Consider the following 15,326-nt stretch of genomic DNA (forward strand, 5'->3'; position numbering starts at 1 on the left):
TACGCGGCACGGGGCCGCGGAGAGACTCCGCGGCCCCGTGCACGAGAGGCGTTGCTCAGGCTGCCTGCACGGCGCGCTCGCGCGCCTTCAGGACCTTCTTGTCGTGCGCGAGGATCGCCGGTTCGTGCTGGCGGAAGAACGCGTACAGCGGAGCGGCGACGAACAGCGTCGAGTACGTGGCGACGATGATGCCGACGAAGATCGACAGCGAGATGTCGGTCAGCGTCTCCGCGCCCAGCCAGAACGCGCCGATGAACAGGATCGCGCCGACCGGGAGGGCGGCGATGATCGCGGTGTTGATCGAGCGCACCAGGGTCTGGTTGACCGCGAGGTTCACCGACTCGCCGAACGTGCGGGCCAGCGTCTCGCCGTCCTCCGTGGTGTTCTCACGCACCTTGTCGAACACGACGGTGGTGTCGTACAGCGAGTACGCGAGGATCGTCAGGAATCCGATCACCGCCGCGGGCGAGATCTGGAAGCCTGCCAGCGCGTACACGCCGACGGTGATGATGAGCACGTCCAGCAGGCCGATGATCGAGGCGGCCGACATCTTCCAGGTGCGGAAGTAGATCGCCAGGATCAGGAAGGTCAGCGCGAGGAAGATCGCGAGGCCCCAGAGCGACTGGCGCGTGACGCCCTCGCCCCAGGCCGGGCCGATGAACGACTTGCTGACCTGGTCGACCGGGACGTCGTACGCCTCCGCCAGCGACTCCGCGACCTGGTTCGTCTGCTTTGCGGTCATCTGGGAGGTCTGCACACGCACGTCGGTGTCGGCGATGATCACGACCTTGGCGGTGGCCTCTGGCACGACCGACTGGACGGCCTGCGTCGCGAGGTCCTGGTTCGTGCTGGCGGGCGCCTGCACGACGAACTGCGAGCCACCGGTGAACTCGATCGAGAACTGCGGCGGGCGCACGATCAGCATCAGCGCCGAGCCGACCACCAGCGCGATCGCGATGATGAACCACAGCTTGCGCTTCTGGACGAACGGGAAGGACAGCTTCCCGGTGTACAGCTTGTTGCCGAACTCGTTGAAGGAGAACATCAGGCGTCTCCGTCCTTTCCGGGCTCTGCGGAGGAACCGGCATCCGGCGCCCCGGTGAGGGCCTCAGCGCGCTTGCGTTCGGCGATGGTCTGGCGGCGCTCTGCTTCACCGCGCGACGCCTTGGTGCGTGCGGCCTTGCCGCTGGAGGCGGTCTGCACCTCGCGGAACTCCGTGCGGTCGCGGTAGACCGCACCGAGTTCCTCGGGGTTGAGCCCGGACAGCGGGTGGCCGCCGCCGAAGAACCTCGTGCGGGCGAGCAGCTGCATCACCGGGTGCGTGAAGATCACGAAGATGAACACGTCGATGAGCGTGGTCAGACCCAGCGTGAACGCGAAGCCCTTCACCGTGGCATCCGCGAGGATGTACAGCACCACGGCGGCGAGGATGTTGATCGACTTCGAGATGTAGATCGTGCGCTTCGCGCGACTCCAGCCGTCCTCCACCGCTCCGGTGATGGACTTGCCGTCTCGCAGCTCGTCTCGTATTCGCTCGAAGTAGACGATGAACGAGTCGGCCGTGAATCCGATGGACACGATCAGACCCGCCACACCGGCCAGCGACAGGCGGAAGCCCATGCGCCAGCCCAGGATGCAGATGATGATGTAGGTCAGCACGCCCATGACGCCGATGGACGCCATGATCACCCAGCCCAGCGCGCGGTAGCTCAGCAGCGAGTAGATCGCCACCAGTCCGAGGCCGATGAGTCCGGTGATCAGACCGATCTGCAGCTGCTGCGATCCGAGGGTCGCCGAGATCGACTGGTTGCTCTCGACCTTGAAGCTCAGCGGAAGGGCACCGTAGCGCAGCTGGTCGGCGAGGACCTTCGAGGTCTCCTGCGTGAAGCTGCCCGAGATCGAGGGCTTGCCGTTGGCGATGACCGCCTGCATCTGCGGGGCGGAGATGACCTTGCCGTCCAGCACGAACGCGAACTGGTCGCGCGGGCTCTGGTTCTGGATGCGGAACTCGTTCAGGCGCTGGCTGACGTCGGCGAAGGCCTTGGTGCCCTTGTCGTTCATCTCCAACTGGACGATCCACTGCCCCGACTGCGGGTCGCGGCCGGCCTGCGCGTCGGTGATCGCCGTGCCGGTCAGTTCGGTCGGGCCGAGCAGGTACTTGACCTGGCCGTCGACGCTGCACGCGACGAGCGGCTCGTCCTTCGGAGCGGTCGCCGGGTCGTTCTCCGGGTTGGCGCAGTCGTAGCTGAGGAACTGGGCCTGCAGCTTCTCGGTGATCCAGGACAGGTCGCTGCCGTTCGACGGCGTCGCCGTCGGCGTCGAGTTCATCGTCTCGTTCGGCGTGGGGTACGGCGTGCTCTTGCCGTCCTCGCCGACGAAGTCGGTCGCGGGCTCGGTGGTCGCGAGCACGGGGCGCAGCTCGAGCTGCGCGCTCTGCGCGATCCGCTGGCGGGTCTCGTCGTCTGCGACGCCAGGGATCTGGACGACGATGTTGCGGCCGCCCTCGGTCGTGATGTCGGTCTCGCCGACACCAGACGCGTCGACGCGCTGCCGGATGATCGCGGCAGCCTGGTCGAGCTGCTCCTGCGTCGGGTCGGACCCGTCGGCCGTCTGGGCGCTCAGGATGATCTGGGTGCCGCCCTGCAGGTCGAGTGCGAGCTCAGGCGCCCACGAGCTCTTGCCGAGGAACACGCCGACGGCGTTGATGCTGAACAGCACCGCCGTGACGATGAGCAGGCCGAGAAGGACCCGCCACGCATGGCGGGTCGGAGAGGTGGATGCCACGAATTGCCGCTTTCTCGTGTGCTGTGATGGCGCGGATCAGTTCTCGGAGTCGCCGCGCTCGTTGCGCTCGAGGCGCGCGCGGGTCTCCTCCGGGGTCTCGACGTGGTTCGGGTCGGGGAGCTCGGAGTCGGCGACGGCGTCCGCGGCGGGAGCGTCCTCGACCGCGGCGTCCTCAGCGGGAGTCGCCTCGGTGGGCTCGACGATGCGGAGGATCGCCTGGCTGTGCACCTCGATCACGACGCCGGGGGCGATCTCGACCTGCGCGGGCTGGTCGAGGTTCTCGGGGTCGAAGGAGACGATCGTGCCGTACAGGCCGCCCTGGAGCAGCACCTTGGCGCCCGGGACGGTCTTGGTGGCCTTCTCCTCCTGCTCGGCCTTCATCTGCTTCTGCCGCTTGCGCGTGTTGAAGAACATGAAGACGAGCAGAAGCGCGAGCAGTCCGAAGAGGATGATTTCCATGGCGGGGTGGGGCCTTTCCGACGCGCGCACGCCGACAGTGGGGCGCGCAATAGGGGGATGCGAAGTCTTCAGCGATTATAGGTCATCGAACAATGCGCCCCCGCCGGGGTGCGTCACGCCGAGGTGCGCATAGGCCTCGGGCATGGCGATCCGCCCGCGCGGGGTGCGACCGAGGAAGCCGATGCGCACGAGATACGGCTCGACGACGCTCTCCACGGTCTCGGCCTCTTCACCGACCGCGACGGCGAGCGTGCTGAGGCCCACCGGTCCCCCGCCGAAACGTCGCACCAGCGCGTCCAGCACGGCCCGGTCCAGCCGGTCCAGCCCGATCGCGTCGACGTCGTAGAGCTCCAGCGCCGCGCGCACGTCGCCGATCGACGCGGAGTCCCGCTCGCCGTGCACCAGCGCGTAGTCGCGCACGCGGCGCAGCAGCCGGTTGGCGATGCGGGGCGTGCCGCGCGAGCGCCGCGCGATCTCGGAGAGCGCATCCGCGGGCAGGCGCACACCGAGCACCGCCGCAGACCGGGCGATCACCTGCTCGAGCTCGTCCTCGGCGTAGTACTCCAGGTGCCCGGTGAATCCGAACCGGTCGCGCAGGGGGTTGGGGAGCAGTCCCGAACGCGTGGTCGCGCCGACGAGCGTGAACGGGGCGAGCTCCAGCGGGATGCTGGTGGCGCCGGCACCCTTGCCGACCATGATGTCGATCCGGAAGTCCTCCATGGCGAGGTACAGCATCTCCTCTGCGGAGCGCGCCATACGGTGAATCTCGTCGATGAACAGCACTTCCCCCGGCATGAGGCTGCTCAGCAGCGCGGCGAGGTCGCCGGCGTGCTGGATCGCCGGGCCGCTGGAGAGCCGCAGCGGGCGCTCGCTCTCGTGCGCGACGATCATCGCGAGAGTCGTCTTGCCGAGGCCCGGAGGGCCGGCGAGCAGGATGTGGTCGGCGGGGCGCTCCTGGATGCGGGCGGCCTGCAGCAGCAGCTGCAGCTGTCCGCGCACCTTGGGCTGGCCGACGAACTCGGAGAGACTCGATGGGCGCAGCGCACCCTCGATGGCGAGTTCGGTCTCGTCCAATGCCTCGGCGGCATCCCGGGGGTCAGCCACGGCCCGCTCCCGGGCCCAGGGCGGCGAGCGTGCGGCGCAGCAGCGCGGCGACCGACTCGCGCTCGGCATCGGTGGCGTCCGCAGCGGTCTGCTCCGCAGCCTCGGCAGCGACCTTCTCCGACCAGCCGAGCCCGACCAGTGCAGCGGCGACCTGGTCGGTGACGCCGGGGGCCGCTACACCCACCGGTGCGGCGGCGACGCGCGGCTGCACCTTGCCGGCCAGCTGCACGACGATGAGCTTCGCGGTCTTCGGGCCGATACCCGACACACGACGGAAGGGCGCATCGTCCTCGGCGCCGACCGCCGCGGCGATCTGATCGACGGTCAGATGCGAGAGCACGCCCAGCGCGGACTTCGGCCCGACGCCCGTGACGCTGATCAGCTGTCCGAAGATCTCCAGCTCGTCGCGGTCGGCGAAGCCGTACAGCGTGAGTGCGTCCTCGCGGACGATGAGGCTGGTGTGCAGCAGCATCCGCTCCCCCACGACCGCGGTGTGCGCGACGTCCGCGGGGACGAAGACGGCGAAGCCCACTCCCCCGGTCTCGATGACGACGTGGCCCGAATCGGCATGCAGGACGACGCCGTGCAGGGAGGAGATCATGCCCCCACCCTATCGGGCGGATCGTACGTATGTTCGAGCGACACGCTCCGCGTCGGCCCATGCCCGCTGGGCGGGTGTCGGACCGCCGCCGGAGGCAGGGGCGGTGGCATCCCGACGCCAGGCGTGACACAGCGCGATCGCGAGCGCGTCCGCGGCATCCGCGGGCTGCGGAGGGGCGTCCAGGCGCAGGATGCGGGCGATCATCGACTGCACCTGCTTCTTGTCCGCAGAGCCGTAGCCGGTCACGGCGGCCTTCACCTCGCTCGGCGTGTGCGTGGCGGCCGGCAGACCCGCCTCGGCGGCGAGCAGCAGTGCGACTCCGCTCGCCTGCGCGGTGCCCATCACTGTGTGGCTGTTCTGCTGCGCGAACACGCGCTCCACGGCGACGGCGTCCGGCCGATGGGTCTCGAGCACCTCTCGGATGCCGGCGGCGACGGCTGCGAGGCGCTCCCCGATCGGGGCATCGATCGGCGTCCGTATGACGCCGACGTGCACGAGGGTGCCGCGGCGTGCGCGATCCACATCGACGACGCCGACGCCGCACCGGGTGAGGCCGGGGTCGATGCCGAGCACGCGCAGGGAGGTCACTCCCCCAGGCTAGTTACGACGAAGGAACCCCGGGCGCAGGCGCGCCCGGGGTTCCTGTCGACTACCGGTCGTTGAGCGCCCTTCGTCTCGCTGCGCTCGCTCAGGATCCGCGGAACAGCGAGACGAAACGTCTCACTCGTCGTCGTTCTCGAGCTCCGCCTGCACCTCGGCGGGGAGGTCGAAGTTGCTGAAGACGTTCTGCACGTCGTCGCTGTCCTCGAGAGCGTCGATGAGGCGGAAGATCTTGCGCGCCGCGTCGGCGTCGATCTCGACCTTGAGGTTCGGCACGAACTCGACGTCTGCCGACTCGTAGTCGATGCCCGCCTCCTGCAGCGCGGAACGCACGGCCACCAGGTCGGTGGCCTCGGTGATGACCTCGAAGCCCTGAGCGTGCGGCTCGATCTCCTCAGCACCCGCCTCGAGAGCGGCCATCATGACGTCGTCCTCGGTGGTGCCGTCGGAGCTGACCACGATGACGCCCTTGCGGGTGAAGTTGTAGGCCACGCTGCCCGGGTCGGCGAGGGTGCCGCCGTTACGGGACAGTGCGGTGCGCACCTCGGCCGCCGCACGGTTCTTGTTGTCGGTGAGGCACTCGATCATCAGCGCGACGCCGTTCGGGCCGTAGCCCTCGTACATGATCGAGGAGTACTCGACGGATTCGCCGCCGATGCCCGCTCCGCGCTTGACGGCGCGATCGATGTTGTCCTTGGGCACAGAGGTCTTCTTCGCCTTCTGCACCGCGTCGAACAGCGTCGGGTTGCCTGCGAGATCGGGGCCGCCCAGCTTCGCCGCGACCTCGATGTTCTTGATGAGCTTGGCCCACGACTTGGCACGGCGCGAGTCGATGACCGCCTTCTTGTGCTTGGTCGTGGCCCACTTGGAATGCCCGGACATAAGTCTCCGCTCGTCTCGTCTCCCGGAGTCGCCTCCAGGGCATCGTCCATTCTAACGAATCGTGAACGTTCTGCCGTCAGCCTTCGAGACTGGTGGAACCCGACCGCCGTCGGGCGGCATCCATCGCGGCACCGGCGGGCAGCTGCACCGGCACGTCGATCTCCTCGCTCGGAGTCCAGGTCTCCCACCGCTCGTCGAGCGGCCATCCTCCGGATGCGACGAACTCGCGCACAGCGTGGTCCGCGATCGCGCGGACCGCATCCGCCTGCTCGGCGGTGAAACGGTCCTGCTGCACGGCGGCCTCGAGCTCATCGGCGTCCTTCACCCAGATGTCCTCGCTGCCGGGATGCCCGGCGTCGACCCAGAGATCGAGCACGAGATCACGGGAGAAGACGCCCGCGTTCTCGCCCGTGGTTCGCCGATGAGGGAGTTCGAGGTTCACGTAGGTTCCCTCCGGCGTCCCGTCGGAGGATCGGAAGAACCACACCGACCAGGGCATGCCGGCCGGCGCCACGCGCACGACTCCGGGACCGCGCCAGTGAGCCTCCTCGATGCGCCACGGCACGCTGAAGCGCTCGGCGAGCGGAACCTCACGCGGTGAACGACCGTCCGCCGGGACCGAGACGAGGCGCGCTGAGCCGGACGGGATCCACACGACCAGTCCGCGCTCGTCGTCGCGGATGACCCGCGCCGTCTCGATGTACCGCCCGTACCGCCACAGTATCGGCGCCCCCGGCGCGAAGCGCGGAGCATCCGTGTCGTCGGAGGGCACGGCGCTGAGGAAGGCCGGATCCGCGTGAGCCGCCGCGAGGTCGGAATCCTCGAGCAGAGCTGTCGCGTCGGCGAGAGACATGGGCAGGGACGCGATGTCGCTCCAGGGCTCTCCCCTGCGTCCGGTGAGGACGGCGCTTCCACCGCTCGCGCTGACGTCGGCCGATCCGAGGGGAAGTCGCATGGCTTCACGGTACCGCTGCTAGTTTCGGGGCATGACAGCGGGAGCCGATCGACTGCGGCCGGCGTGGTCCTCGCTGCCGGCGAGGCTGCGCGGACGGATCATGGACGCCCTCGGCGGGGAGTACGTGTCGGACTTCCCCGCACACGGCGGCTTCAGCGCCGGGTACGCCGGGATCCTCCGGTCGGCCGAGGGCGAAGCGTTCGTCAAGGCGGTCTCCGCGGACGGGCACGCCGATTCGCGGACGTTCCTGCGCCGCGACATCCGGATGCTCCGGAGCGCGCCCACCGCTCTCGCTCCGAGGATGCTGCGCGACTTCGACGGTGACGACGGCACCGCGCTCGTCCTCGAGGTCGTGCCCGGCGCGCACCCGGGTGCACCGTGGACCCACGCCCAGCTCCAGACGGTCGCGGCCGCGATCGCCCGGCTCACCGCGGTCACGGCCGAGGAACCCGTTCCCGCGGCGCAGCAGTCCATGCTCCCGGGTTGCGCCCGATGGGCGCAGATCGCCGAGGACGTGGATCTTGTGTCCGCGCTTCCCCGCGGACTGCGGGAGAGGATGCCGCGCCTGCTGCGCCTGGAGGCCGCGCTCCCCGACGCACTGGAGGGGACTGCACTCGCGCACGGCGACCTGCGCGCCGACAACATCCTCATCGACGGCGACCGCGCACGCTTCATCGACTGGCCGCACGCGCGCCGGGGCGTTCCGTGGCTGGACGGACCGCTGCTGGTGCCCTCGATCGAGGCGTCCGGCGGGCCGACCTGCGCCGAGTCCTGGCGAGTGCTTCGCGACCACGGCGCGCCGGACGCGACCGAACTGCTGCCCGTCATCTCCGCGTTCGCATCGTTCCTGTGGTGGAATCAGGCGCAGCCGGAGATCCCCGAATTGCCCGGCCTGCGGGCGTTCCAGCGCGCCCAGGCCGATCCGATCCTGCGCTGGCTGGGCGAGCTGCTCTGAGCGTCCGATGACCTGAAGACGTCGCGCATGGACGTCCCATCTCCCCGCCTGGCGGGAGCGTCAGCCGCGAACCGCGACCCGGTCCAGGAACCGCTGATGGAACCGCGGCTCCCCCGAGATCTCCGGATGGAAGCTGATTCCGAGCAGGTCGCCCTGCTCCACCGCGACAACCCTCCCGTCGGGCAGCGCGGCGAGCGTGGTCGCGGACGGGCCGACGGACTCCACCACCGGGCCACGGATGAAAGCCGCGTGCACCGGATCGCCACCGAACTCCGGCACATCCAGCTCCGCCTCGAAGGACTCCGTCTGCCGTCCGAACGCGTTGCGGCGGGTGAGCACGTCGAGCCCACCGAACGTCTCCTGCCCCTCGATGCCGTCGACCAGCGTGTTCGAGAGCATGATGAGCCCCGCGCAGGTGCCGAGCACCGGCATCCCGTCGGCGATCGCCGTGCGGATCGGCGCCTGCAGACCGAAGGTGCGCGAGAGCTTGTCGATCACGGTCGACTCGCCGCCCGGGATCACCAGGCCGCCGACCGTCGCGAGCTCCTCCGGCCGACGTACCCGTACGACCTCGGCACCCAGCTCCGCGAGCAGGGCAGCGTGCTCGCGCACGTCGCCCTGCAGCGCGAGAACACCGACGCGCGGCGTGGTCACCAGCCGCGCTCGGCGAGGCGGTGCGGTGCGGGCAGGTCCGACACGTTGATGCCGACCATGGCCTCGCCGAGACCGCGGGAGACCTCGGCGATGACCTTCGGGTCGTCGTAGAAGGTCGTCGCCTTGACGATGGCCTTCGCACGCTCGGCCGGGTTGCCTGACTTGAAGATGCCGGAGCCCACGAAAACGCCGTCGGCGCCGAGCTGCATCATCATCGCGGCATCGGCCGGAGTGGCGACGCCGCCCGCGACGAACAGGACGACGGGGAGGGTGCCCGTCTCCGCGATCTCGGCGACCAGCTCGTAGGGAGCCTGCAGCTCCTTCGCAGCGACGTACAGCTCGTCCTTCGACAGTGCGCCGAGCGCCGCGATCTCGCCGCGGATCTTGCGGATGTGCTTCATCGCCTCGGAGACGTCGCCGGTGCCGGCCTCGCCCTTGGAGCGGATCATCGCCGCGCCCTCGTTGATCCGGCGCAGCGCCTCGCCGAGGTTGGTGGCGCCGCACACGAACGGCACGGTGAAGTCGTACTTGTCGATGTGGTTGACGTAGTCGGCGGGCGACAGCACCTCGGACTCGTCGATGTAGTCGACGCCGAGCTCCTGCAGCACCTGCGCCTCGACGAAGTGTCCGATGCGGGCCTTCGCCATGACCGGGATCGAGACGGCGTCGATGATGCTGTCGATCATGTCGGGGTCGCTCATGCGCGAGACGCCGCCCTGGGCACGGATGTCGGCGGGCACACGCTCGAGGGCCATGACGGCGACAGCGCCGGCGTCCTCGGCGATCTTCGCCTGCTCGGCGGTGACGACGTCCATGATGACGCCGCCCTTCAGCATCTCGGCGAGGCCGCGCTTGACGCGGGCCGATCCGGTGGTCTGCTCAGACATGGGGATCCTCTCGGGACAAAGACAACTATTGGCCTATGCCAAACGATAGCACCGTAGACTCGACGCGATGCACCAGATAACGGGTTCTACCGCGGCCGAGATCGCCGACAGCATCCGCGCGCTCCGCGAACGCGGGCTGCTGGGCCCGGGGGACGCTCTTCCCCCTGTACGCGAACTCGCCGCCTCGCTGAGCGTCAACCGGAACACCGCGGTCGCCGCGTACCGGCAGCTCGCTCAGGCCGGCCTCGTGCTCTCCCGCGGTCGTGCCGGCACCGTCATCGCCGGAGGCGAGACCGTCGCCCAGGAGGGGCTCGCCGCGAACACCGTGCTGCGCGACATCGGCTCCGGCAATCCGGATCCGTCCTTCATCCCGGACCCGACGCCCGCGCTGCAGCGGATCGTCGGGCGCCCGGTTCTCTACGGCGAGCCCGTCATCGACCCCGCGCTCGACGCGTGGGCGCGCGAATGGGTCGCCGCCGACCTGCGGCGCGACGATCTGCGCATCACCATCACCAGCGGGGCGGTGGACGCCGTGGAGCGCCTGCTCGCGCAGGCGCTGATGCGCGACGACGCGGTGGCACTCGAGGACCCGTGCTTCCTCGCCAGCATCCATACCGCGCGCCTGGGCGGCTACCGCACGATCCCGGTGCCCGTGGACGCCGAAGGGATGACGGTCGACGGACTGCGCGCCGCGCTGGACGCCGGCGTCCGGGCGATCGTGTGCACGCCCCGCGCGCAGAACCCCACCGGGGCGTCGCTCTCCCCCACGCGCGCCGCCGCGCTGCGCGCGCTGCTCGTCGATCATCCGTACGTGCTGGTCATCGAGGACGACCACTTCTCCGCTCTCTCACAGCGCCCTTACGAGTCGCTGATCGGGCCGGAGCACCGCCGCTGGGCGCTGGTGCGCTCGGTGTCGAAGTTCCTCGGTCCGGACATGTGCCTGGCGGTCGCCGCCACGGACCCCACCACGGCGGAGCGGCTCGCCATGCGTCTCAGCCCCGGCACGACCTGGGTCAGCCACCTGCTGCAGCGCCTCGCCCTCGCGCAGCTGCAGGATACCTCGGTGCAGGCGCTGTTCGCTGCGGCGGCCGAGCACTACGCGGCCAAGAACCGCGCCTTCGCAGAGGGTCTCACCGTCCGCGGCATCCCGTGCGAGCCGGGCGACGGCCTGAACCTCTGGGTGGAGCTGCCGGTGCCGGCGCGCAGCGCCGCCGAGCAGCTGATGCGCCGCGGCTGGCTCGCGCGCACCGGCGACGAGTTCCGCCCCGATGAGGCGACGACGCCGTCGCACCACCTGCGCATGACCGTGCACGATCTCGACGAGGACGAGACCGTCGCGCTGCTGGACGACCTCGCGGCCGCCGTGCGCAGATGACGTCGCGGCGAGGTGAGAGGATGTCGGGATGAAGATCCTCTCGATCCAGTCCGCCGTCGCCTACGGTCACGTCGGCAACTCCGCCGCCGTCTTCCCGCTGCAGCGGATCGGCGTCGAGGTCCTTCCGGTCTACACCGTCAACTTCTCGAACCACACCGGCTATGGCGCCTGGCGCGGACCGCTGATCGATCCCGCCGACGTGCGCGAGGTCATCACCGGCATCGAAGAGCGCGGCGTGCTGCCGCAGATCGACGCTGTGCTCAGCGGCTACCAGGGTGGTGAGGGCATCGGCGACGTCATCATCGACGCCGTCGCGCGGGTCAAGGCCGCCAACCCCGGCGCCGTGTACGCATGCGACCCGGTGATGGGCAACGCCAAGTCCGGATGCTTCGTGGCGCCGGCGATCCCGGAGCTGCTCCGCGACCGGGTCGTGCCCGTCGCCGACATCATCACCCCGAACCAGTTCGAGCTCGGGTATCTGACCCGGACGGAGCCGTCCACCCTCGACGAGACGCTGGCATCGGTGGACCTCGCCCGCGCCATGGGTCCCTCCGTCGTGCTCGTCACCTCGGTCGAGCGCCCGGACCGCGCGGAGGGCACCATCGAGATGCTCGCCGTCGACGACAAGGGTGCCTGGCTGGTGGCCACCCCGCACCTGCCGATGAAGGCCAACGGCTCTGGCGACGTGACGGCCGCGCTGTTCACCGCGCACTACGTGGAGACGGGCGACGCCAAGGTCGCCCTGGAGCGAACGGTGTCCAGCGTCTTCGACCTGCTGAATGCGACGCTGGAGTCGGGCGAGCGCGAGCTGCAGCTCGTCGAGTCGCAGGAGTACTACGCGAACCCGCGGCTGCAGTTCACCGCGCACCAGGTGCGCTGAGGCTCACTCGCCGTAGGCCTCGGCGAATGCGGCGACCCACGCCTCGCCGTCATCGGGGCACAGATAGGTCGCGCCGAACACCGAAACGTCGGCGAAGTTCTTCTCCAGTGCGGCCTTCTGCTCTGGCGTGCCCTTCTGCGGCAGCATCGGTGAGCCGGCGATGGTCTGCTTCAGCAGCTCGCCGTCGATCTTGTGGCCGTTCAGGATGCCGGTCTCGCAGGTGTCCGAGGCCATGGCCAGCAGGATGCTCTCGTCCTGTTCGCTCCAGCTGCCACCCTGGCTCGTCACCCATTCGCTCTGCTTCTTCACGAGCTCCTGCTGCGCGGCGGTGTTCGCGCGCGGCGGTGTGCCGTCGATCGGAAACTTCTGCTCAGCGAAGAAGGCGTCCCGCTCGGCGAACGCGTCTTCGAGCCCGGCGGCAGGGTCACCCGAAGACGCCGGAGACGGCGCCGGCTCAGCCGAGGCCGACGGTTTCTGACTGCGCTCGGCGTCGGGCGCAGCCGGCCCGCTCGCGCAACCGGCCAGAAGCAGCAGCGCGACGAGCGCAGCGGCGATCGTGCCTCCGGCACGCACAGAAGTACTGTTCATGATCCCCCCTGAGAACGTGTCGCCTCAGTCTGTCAGGCGGGGGCTGCGGGAATCAGTTATCCACAGGCCAGGCGCCTGCGACGGCCTCTCGGACCTCGCCGAGCAGCTGGGGCAGGGCCTTCGTCTTCGCGATGATCGGGAAGAAGTTCGCGTCCGACCGCCACCGCGGCACGATGTGCTGGTGCAGGTGCGCGTCGACGCCGGCGCCGGCGACCGCGCCCTGGTTCATGCCCAGGTTGAAGCCGTCGCAGTTCGAGACCTCGCGCAGCACCCGCATCGCGGTCTGCGTGAGCGAGCCGATCTCGGCGACCTCCGCCGGAGTCGCCTGGTCGTAGGTGGCGATGTGCCGATAGGGGCACACCAGCAGGTGGCCGGAGTTGTACGGGAACAGGTTCAGCAGCACGTACGCGGTCTCGCCGCGGGCGACGATCAGCCGTTCGGCATCCGGATGCTTCGGCGCCTCACAGAACGGGCACTCCTCGCGCAGCGGCTCGGGACCGGCCTGGATGTAGGCCATCCGGTGCGGCGTCCACAGCCGCTGGAACTCGTCGGGGACGCCGGCCAGGTGCTCGGCGCCCTCGACGTGCGGCTGGTCCGTCACGCCAGGTCCTCGGCCGCCATCACCCTGGTGTGCGCCGTGACGGCCGCGCGGATGCGGTTCACGGCATCCGCCACCGGCACGCCGTTCTCCTGCGTGCCGTCACGGAAGCGGAACGAGACAGTGCCCGCCGATCGATCCTGCTCGCCCGCGATGAGGATGAGCGGCACCTTCGCCGTGGTGTGGTTTCGGATCTTCTTCTGCATCCGGTCGTCGGAGTGGTCGACCTCGGCACGCAGCCCCTCGGCCTTCAACTGACCGATGACGCCGTCGAGGTACTCGGCGTACTCCTCGGCTACCGGCACGCCGACCGCCTGCACCGGCGCGAGCCAGAGCGGGAAGTCGCCGGCGTAGTGCTCGAGCAGGATCGCGAAGAACCGCTCGATCGAGCCGAGCAGCGCGCGGTGCACCATGACCGGACGGTGCTTCTGCCCGTCGGGGCCGGTGTACTCCAGCTCGAAGCGCTCGGGCTGATTGAAGTCGAGCTGGATGGTCGACATCTGCCAGGTGCGTCCGATGGCGTCGCGTGCCTGGACGGAGATCTTCGGGCCGTAGAAGGCTGCGCCGCCCGGATCCGCGACCAGTTCGAGGCCGGACTCCAGCGCGACCTCGCGGAGCGTGTCGATCGCGGTCCTCCACTGCTCGGGCTCGCCGAGGAACTTCGGGTTGCCCTCCTCGTTGGTGGACAACTCGAGGTAGAAGTCGTTCAGCCCGTAGTCGCGCAGCAGCTCGAGCACCAGGTTCAGGTTGGTGGTGAGCTCCTCGCGCACCTGGTCCTGGGTGACGTAGATGTGCGCGTCGTCCTGGGTCAGACCGCGCACGCGGGTGAGGCCCGACAGCGTGCCGCTCTTCTCGTACCGGTACACGGTGCCGAACTCCGCCAGCCGCAGCGGGAGCTCGCGGTACGAGCGGCCGCGAGCGCGGAAGATCAGGTTGTGGAACGGGCAGTTCATGGGCTTCAGGTAGTAGTCCTGACCCTGACGGGTGACGTTGCCCTCGTCGTCGACGATCTCGTCGAGGTGCATCGCCGGGAACATCCCGTCGGCATAGGTCTGCAGGTGCCCCGAGGTCTGGAACAGATCCTTCTTGGTGATGTGCGGGCTGTTCACGAGGTCGTACCCGTTGCGCAGCAGGTGCTTGCGCAGGTTCTCCTCGATCTCGTAGCGGATGATGCCGCCCTTGGGGTGGAACACCGCCAGTCCAGAACCGATCTCGTCGGGGAACGAGAACAGGTCCATCTCCGCGCCGAGCTTGCGGTGATCACGGCGCTCGGCCTCGGCCAGACGCTCCTGGTATGCGCGCAGCTCATCCTTCGTCGGCCATGCGGTGCCGTAGATGCGCTGAAGCTGCGGGTTCTTCTCGCTTCCGCGCCAATACGCCGCAGCGACCCTGGTCAGGTCCCAGCCGTTGCCGACCATGCGCGTGCTGGGCACGTGCGGACCGCGACAGAGATCCTTCCAGGCGACCTCGCCGTCCTTCGTGACGTTGTCGTAGATGGTGAGCTCGCCTGCGCCGACCTCGACGGATGCGCCCTCCGCGGCATCCGCCCCGGAGCCGGGGCCGCCGGCCAGATCGATCAGCTCGAGCTTGAACGGCTCGTTCGCCAGCTCGGCGCGAGCCTCGTCCTCTGAGACGACTCGGCGGGTGAAGCGCTGCCCCTCGCGGACAATGCGCTGCATCTCCTTCGAGATCGCCTTGAGGTCCTCGGGCGTGAACGGGGTCTCGACACCGAAGTCGTAGTAGAAGCCGTCGGTGATGAACGGCCCGATGCCCAGGTTCGCCTCGGGACGGATGCGCTGCACCGCCTGCGCGAGCACGTGCGCCGTCGAGTGCCGCAGAATGTCCAGGCCCGCCGGACTGTCGATCGTGACGGGCTCGACGACGTCGGTCTCGGTCACCGTCGCGGCGAGGTCCTTCAGGACGCCGTTCACTCGCATCGCGATGACAGAACGGTCGGTGAACAGGGCGAAGCCGTCGCGCTTCTCGGCGTTCGGCTGGGCGTTC

General features: G+C 69.3%; 16 protein-coding genes. 3 read left to right on the forward strand and 13 right to left on the reverse strand.

Annotation, left to right across the window (positions count from 1 at the left end; genetic code table 11):
- Positions 1-55 precede the first annotated feature (55 nt).
- From secF to GON06_RS12295, 8 genes are all read right to left on the reverse strand, one after another.
- Positions 56-1,045 (reverse strand): protein translocase subunit SecF, encoded by a 990-nt coding sequence (gene secF / locus GON06_RS12260; protein WP_157312602.1) that lies wholly within the window; start codon positions 1,043-1,045, stop codon positions 56-58.
- Positions 1,045-2,784, reverse strand: coding sequence for a protein translocase subunit SecD (gene secD, locus GON06_RS12265; RefSeq protein ID WP_332837481.1), 1,740 nt, complete (start codon positions 2,782-2,784; stop codon positions 1,045-1,047). Before secD ends, secF begins: the two co-directional genes overlap by 1 nt.
- Before the next feature lie 36 nt (positions 2,785-2,820).
- Positions 2,821-3,243: a preprotein translocase subunit YajC gene (locus tag GON06_RS12270; RefSeq protein WP_157312603.1), complete on the reverse strand. Its 423-nt coding sequence runs from the start codon at positions 3,241-3,243 to the stop codon at positions 2,821-2,823.
- Between the two features lie 75 nt (positions 3,244-3,318).
- Positions 3,319-4,347 carry a Holliday junction branch migration DNA helicase RuvB gene (gene ruvB / locus GON06_RS12275; protein WP_332837482.1) on the reverse strand — a complete coding sequence of 343 codons (1,029 nt, stop codon included), beginning with the start codon at positions 4,345-4,347 and terminating at the stop codon, positions 3,319-3,321.
- The gene (ruvA, locus tag GON06_RS12280) at positions 4,340-4,948 is read right to left on the reverse strand and encodes a Holliday junction branch migration protein RuvA (protein ID WP_157312604.1); all 609 of its coding nucleotides are present in this window, start codon (positions 4,946-4,948) and stop codon (positions 4,340-4,342) included. The genes ruvB and ruvA overlap by 8 nt, the downstream gene beginning before the upstream one ends.
- Before the next feature lie 9 nt (positions 4,949-4,957).
- Complete coding sequence (gene ruvC, locus GON06_RS12285; protein WP_332837483.1) at positions 4,958-5,536, reverse strand: crossover junction endodeoxyribonuclease RuvC; 579 nt, start codon at positions 5,534-5,536, stop codon at positions 4,958-4,960.
- 132 nt (positions 5,537-5,668) lie between these two features.
- Entirely contained in the window at positions 5,669-6,430 is a 762-nt protein-coding gene (locus GON06_RS12290; RefSeq protein ID WP_157312605.1) for a YebC/PmpR family DNA-binding transcriptional regulator, read from the reverse strand.
- A 76-nt stretch (positions 6,431-6,506) separates the two neighbouring features.
- A complete protein-coding gene (locus GON06_RS12295) occupies positions 6,507-7,385 on the reverse strand; it encodes a DUF402 domain-containing protein (RefSeq protein WP_157312606.1) in 879 nt (292 codons plus the stop codon).
- A gap of 31 nt (positions 7,386-7,416) precedes the next feature.
- Here GON06_RS12295 and GON06_RS12300 point away from each other — a divergent pair, with 31 nt between their 5' ends.
- A complete protein-coding gene (locus tag GON06_RS12300; protein WP_157312607.1) occupies positions 7,417-8,340 on the forward strand; it encodes a phosphotransferase in 924 nt (307 codons plus the stop codon).
- Between the two features lie 60 nt (positions 8,341-8,400).
- Here GON06_RS12300 and pdxT read toward each other — a convergent pair whose 3' ends face one another.
- The gene (pdxT, locus tag GON06_RS12305; protein ID WP_157312899.1) at positions 8,401-8,997 is read right to left on the reverse strand and encodes a pyridoxal 5'-phosphate synthase glutaminase subunit PdxT; all 597 of its coding nucleotides are present in this window, start codon (positions 8,995-8,997) and stop codon (positions 8,401-8,403) included.
- The gene (gene pdxS, locus GON06_RS12310; protein WP_157312608.1) at positions 8,991-9,881 is read right to left on the reverse strand and encodes a pyridoxal 5'-phosphate synthase lyase subunit PdxS; all 891 of its coding nucleotides are present in this window, start codon (positions 9,879-9,881) and stop codon (positions 8,991-8,993) included. Before pdxS ends, pdxT begins: the two co-directional genes overlap by 7 nt.
- A gap of 67 nt (positions 9,882-9,948) precedes the next feature.
- Here pdxS and GON06_RS12315 point away from each other — a divergent pair, with 67 nt between their 5' ends.
- Positions 9,949-11,256, forward strand: coding sequence for an aminotransferase class I/II-fold pyridoxal phosphate-dependent enzyme (locus tag GON06_RS12315; RefSeq protein ID WP_157312609.1), 1,308 nt, complete (start codon positions 9,949-9,951; stop codon positions 11,254-11,256).
- A 28-nt stretch (positions 11,257-11,284) separates the two neighbouring features.
- Positions 11,285-12,136 (forward strand): pyridoxal kinase PdxY, encoded by an 852-nt coding sequence (gene pdxY / locus GON06_RS12320; RefSeq protein WP_157312610.1) that lies wholly within the window; start codon positions 11,285-11,287, stop codon positions 12,134-12,136.
- A 3-nt stretch (positions 12,137-12,139) separates the two neighbouring features.
- Here the strand turns inward: pdxY and GON06_RS12325 are convergent, their stop codons facing one another.
- From GON06_RS12325 to thrS, 3 genes are read right to left on the reverse strand one after another with little or no spacing between them, the layout of a single operon-like run.
- The gene (locus GON06_RS12325; RefSeq protein WP_157312611.1) at positions 12,140-12,724 is read right to left on the reverse strand and encodes a hypothetical protein; all 585 of its coding nucleotides are present in this window, start codon (positions 12,722-12,724) and stop codon (positions 12,140-12,142) included.
- 52 nt (positions 12,725-12,776) lie between these two features.
- The gene (locus GON06_RS12330) at positions 12,777-13,325 is read right to left on the reverse strand and encodes an HIT family protein (RefSeq protein WP_332837484.1); all 549 of its coding nucleotides are present in this window, start codon (positions 13,323-13,325) and stop codon (positions 12,777-12,779) included.
- Positions 13,322-15,259 carry a threonine--tRNA ligase gene (thrS, locus tag GON06_RS12335; RefSeq protein ID WP_232528476.1) on the reverse strand — a complete coding sequence of 646 codons (1,938 nt, stop codon included), beginning with the start codon at positions 15,257-15,259 and terminating at the stop codon, positions 13,322-13,324. The genes GON06_RS12330 and thrS overlap by 4 nt, the downstream gene beginning before the upstream one ends.
- Positions 15,260-15,326: the final 67 nt, after the last annotated feature.

The sequence above is a fragment of the Microbacterium sp. MAH-37 genome, assembly GCF_009758255.1.
Classification (GTDB): Bacteria; Actinomycetota; Actinomycetes; order Actinomycetales; family Microbacteriaceae; genus Microbacterium.

Coding starts and splice junctions, on each gene's coding strand:
- GON06_RS12325 (WP_157312611.1), bottom strand. CDS start 12,724: ATGAACAGTACTTCTGTGCGTGCCGGAGGCACGATCGCCGCTGCGCTC.
- ruvA (WP_157312604.1), bottom strand. CDS start 4,948: ATGATCTCCTCCCTGCACGGCGTCGTCCTGCATGCCGATTCGGGCCAC.
- thrS (WP_232528476.1), bottom strand. CDS start 15,259: ATGCGAGTGAACGGCGTCCTGAAGGACCTCGCCGCGACGGTGACCGAG.
- GON06_RS12300 (WP_157312607.1), top strand. CDS start 7,417: ATGACAGCGGGAGCCGATCGACTGCGGCCGGCGTGGTCCTCGCTGCCG.
- pdxY (WP_157312610.1), top strand. CDS start 11,285: ATGAAGATCCTCTCGATCCAGTCCGCCGTCGCCTACGGTCACGTCGGC.
- secF (WP_157312602.1), bottom strand. CDS start 1,045: ATGTTCTCCTTCAACGAGTTCGGCAACAAGCTGTACACCGGGAAGCTG.
- GON06_RS12315 (WP_157312609.1), top strand. CDS start 9,949: ATGCACCAGATAACGGGTTCTACCGCGGCCGAGATCGCCGACAGCATC.
- GON06_RS12295 (WP_157312606.1), bottom strand. CDS start 7,385: ATGCGACTTCCCCTCGGATCGGCCGACGTCAGCGCGAGCGGTGGAAGC.
- GON06_RS12270 (WP_157312603.1), bottom strand. CDS start 3,243: ATGGAAATCATCCTCTTCGGACTGCTCGCGCTTCTGCTCGTCTTCATG.
- GON06_RS12290 (WP_157312605.1), bottom strand. CDS start 6,430: ATGTCCGGGCATTCCAAGTGGGCCACGACCAAGCACAAGAAGGCGGTC.
- pdxS (WP_157312608.1), bottom strand. CDS start 9,881: ATGTCTGAGCAGACCACCGGATCGGCCCGCGTCAAGCGCGGCCTCGCC.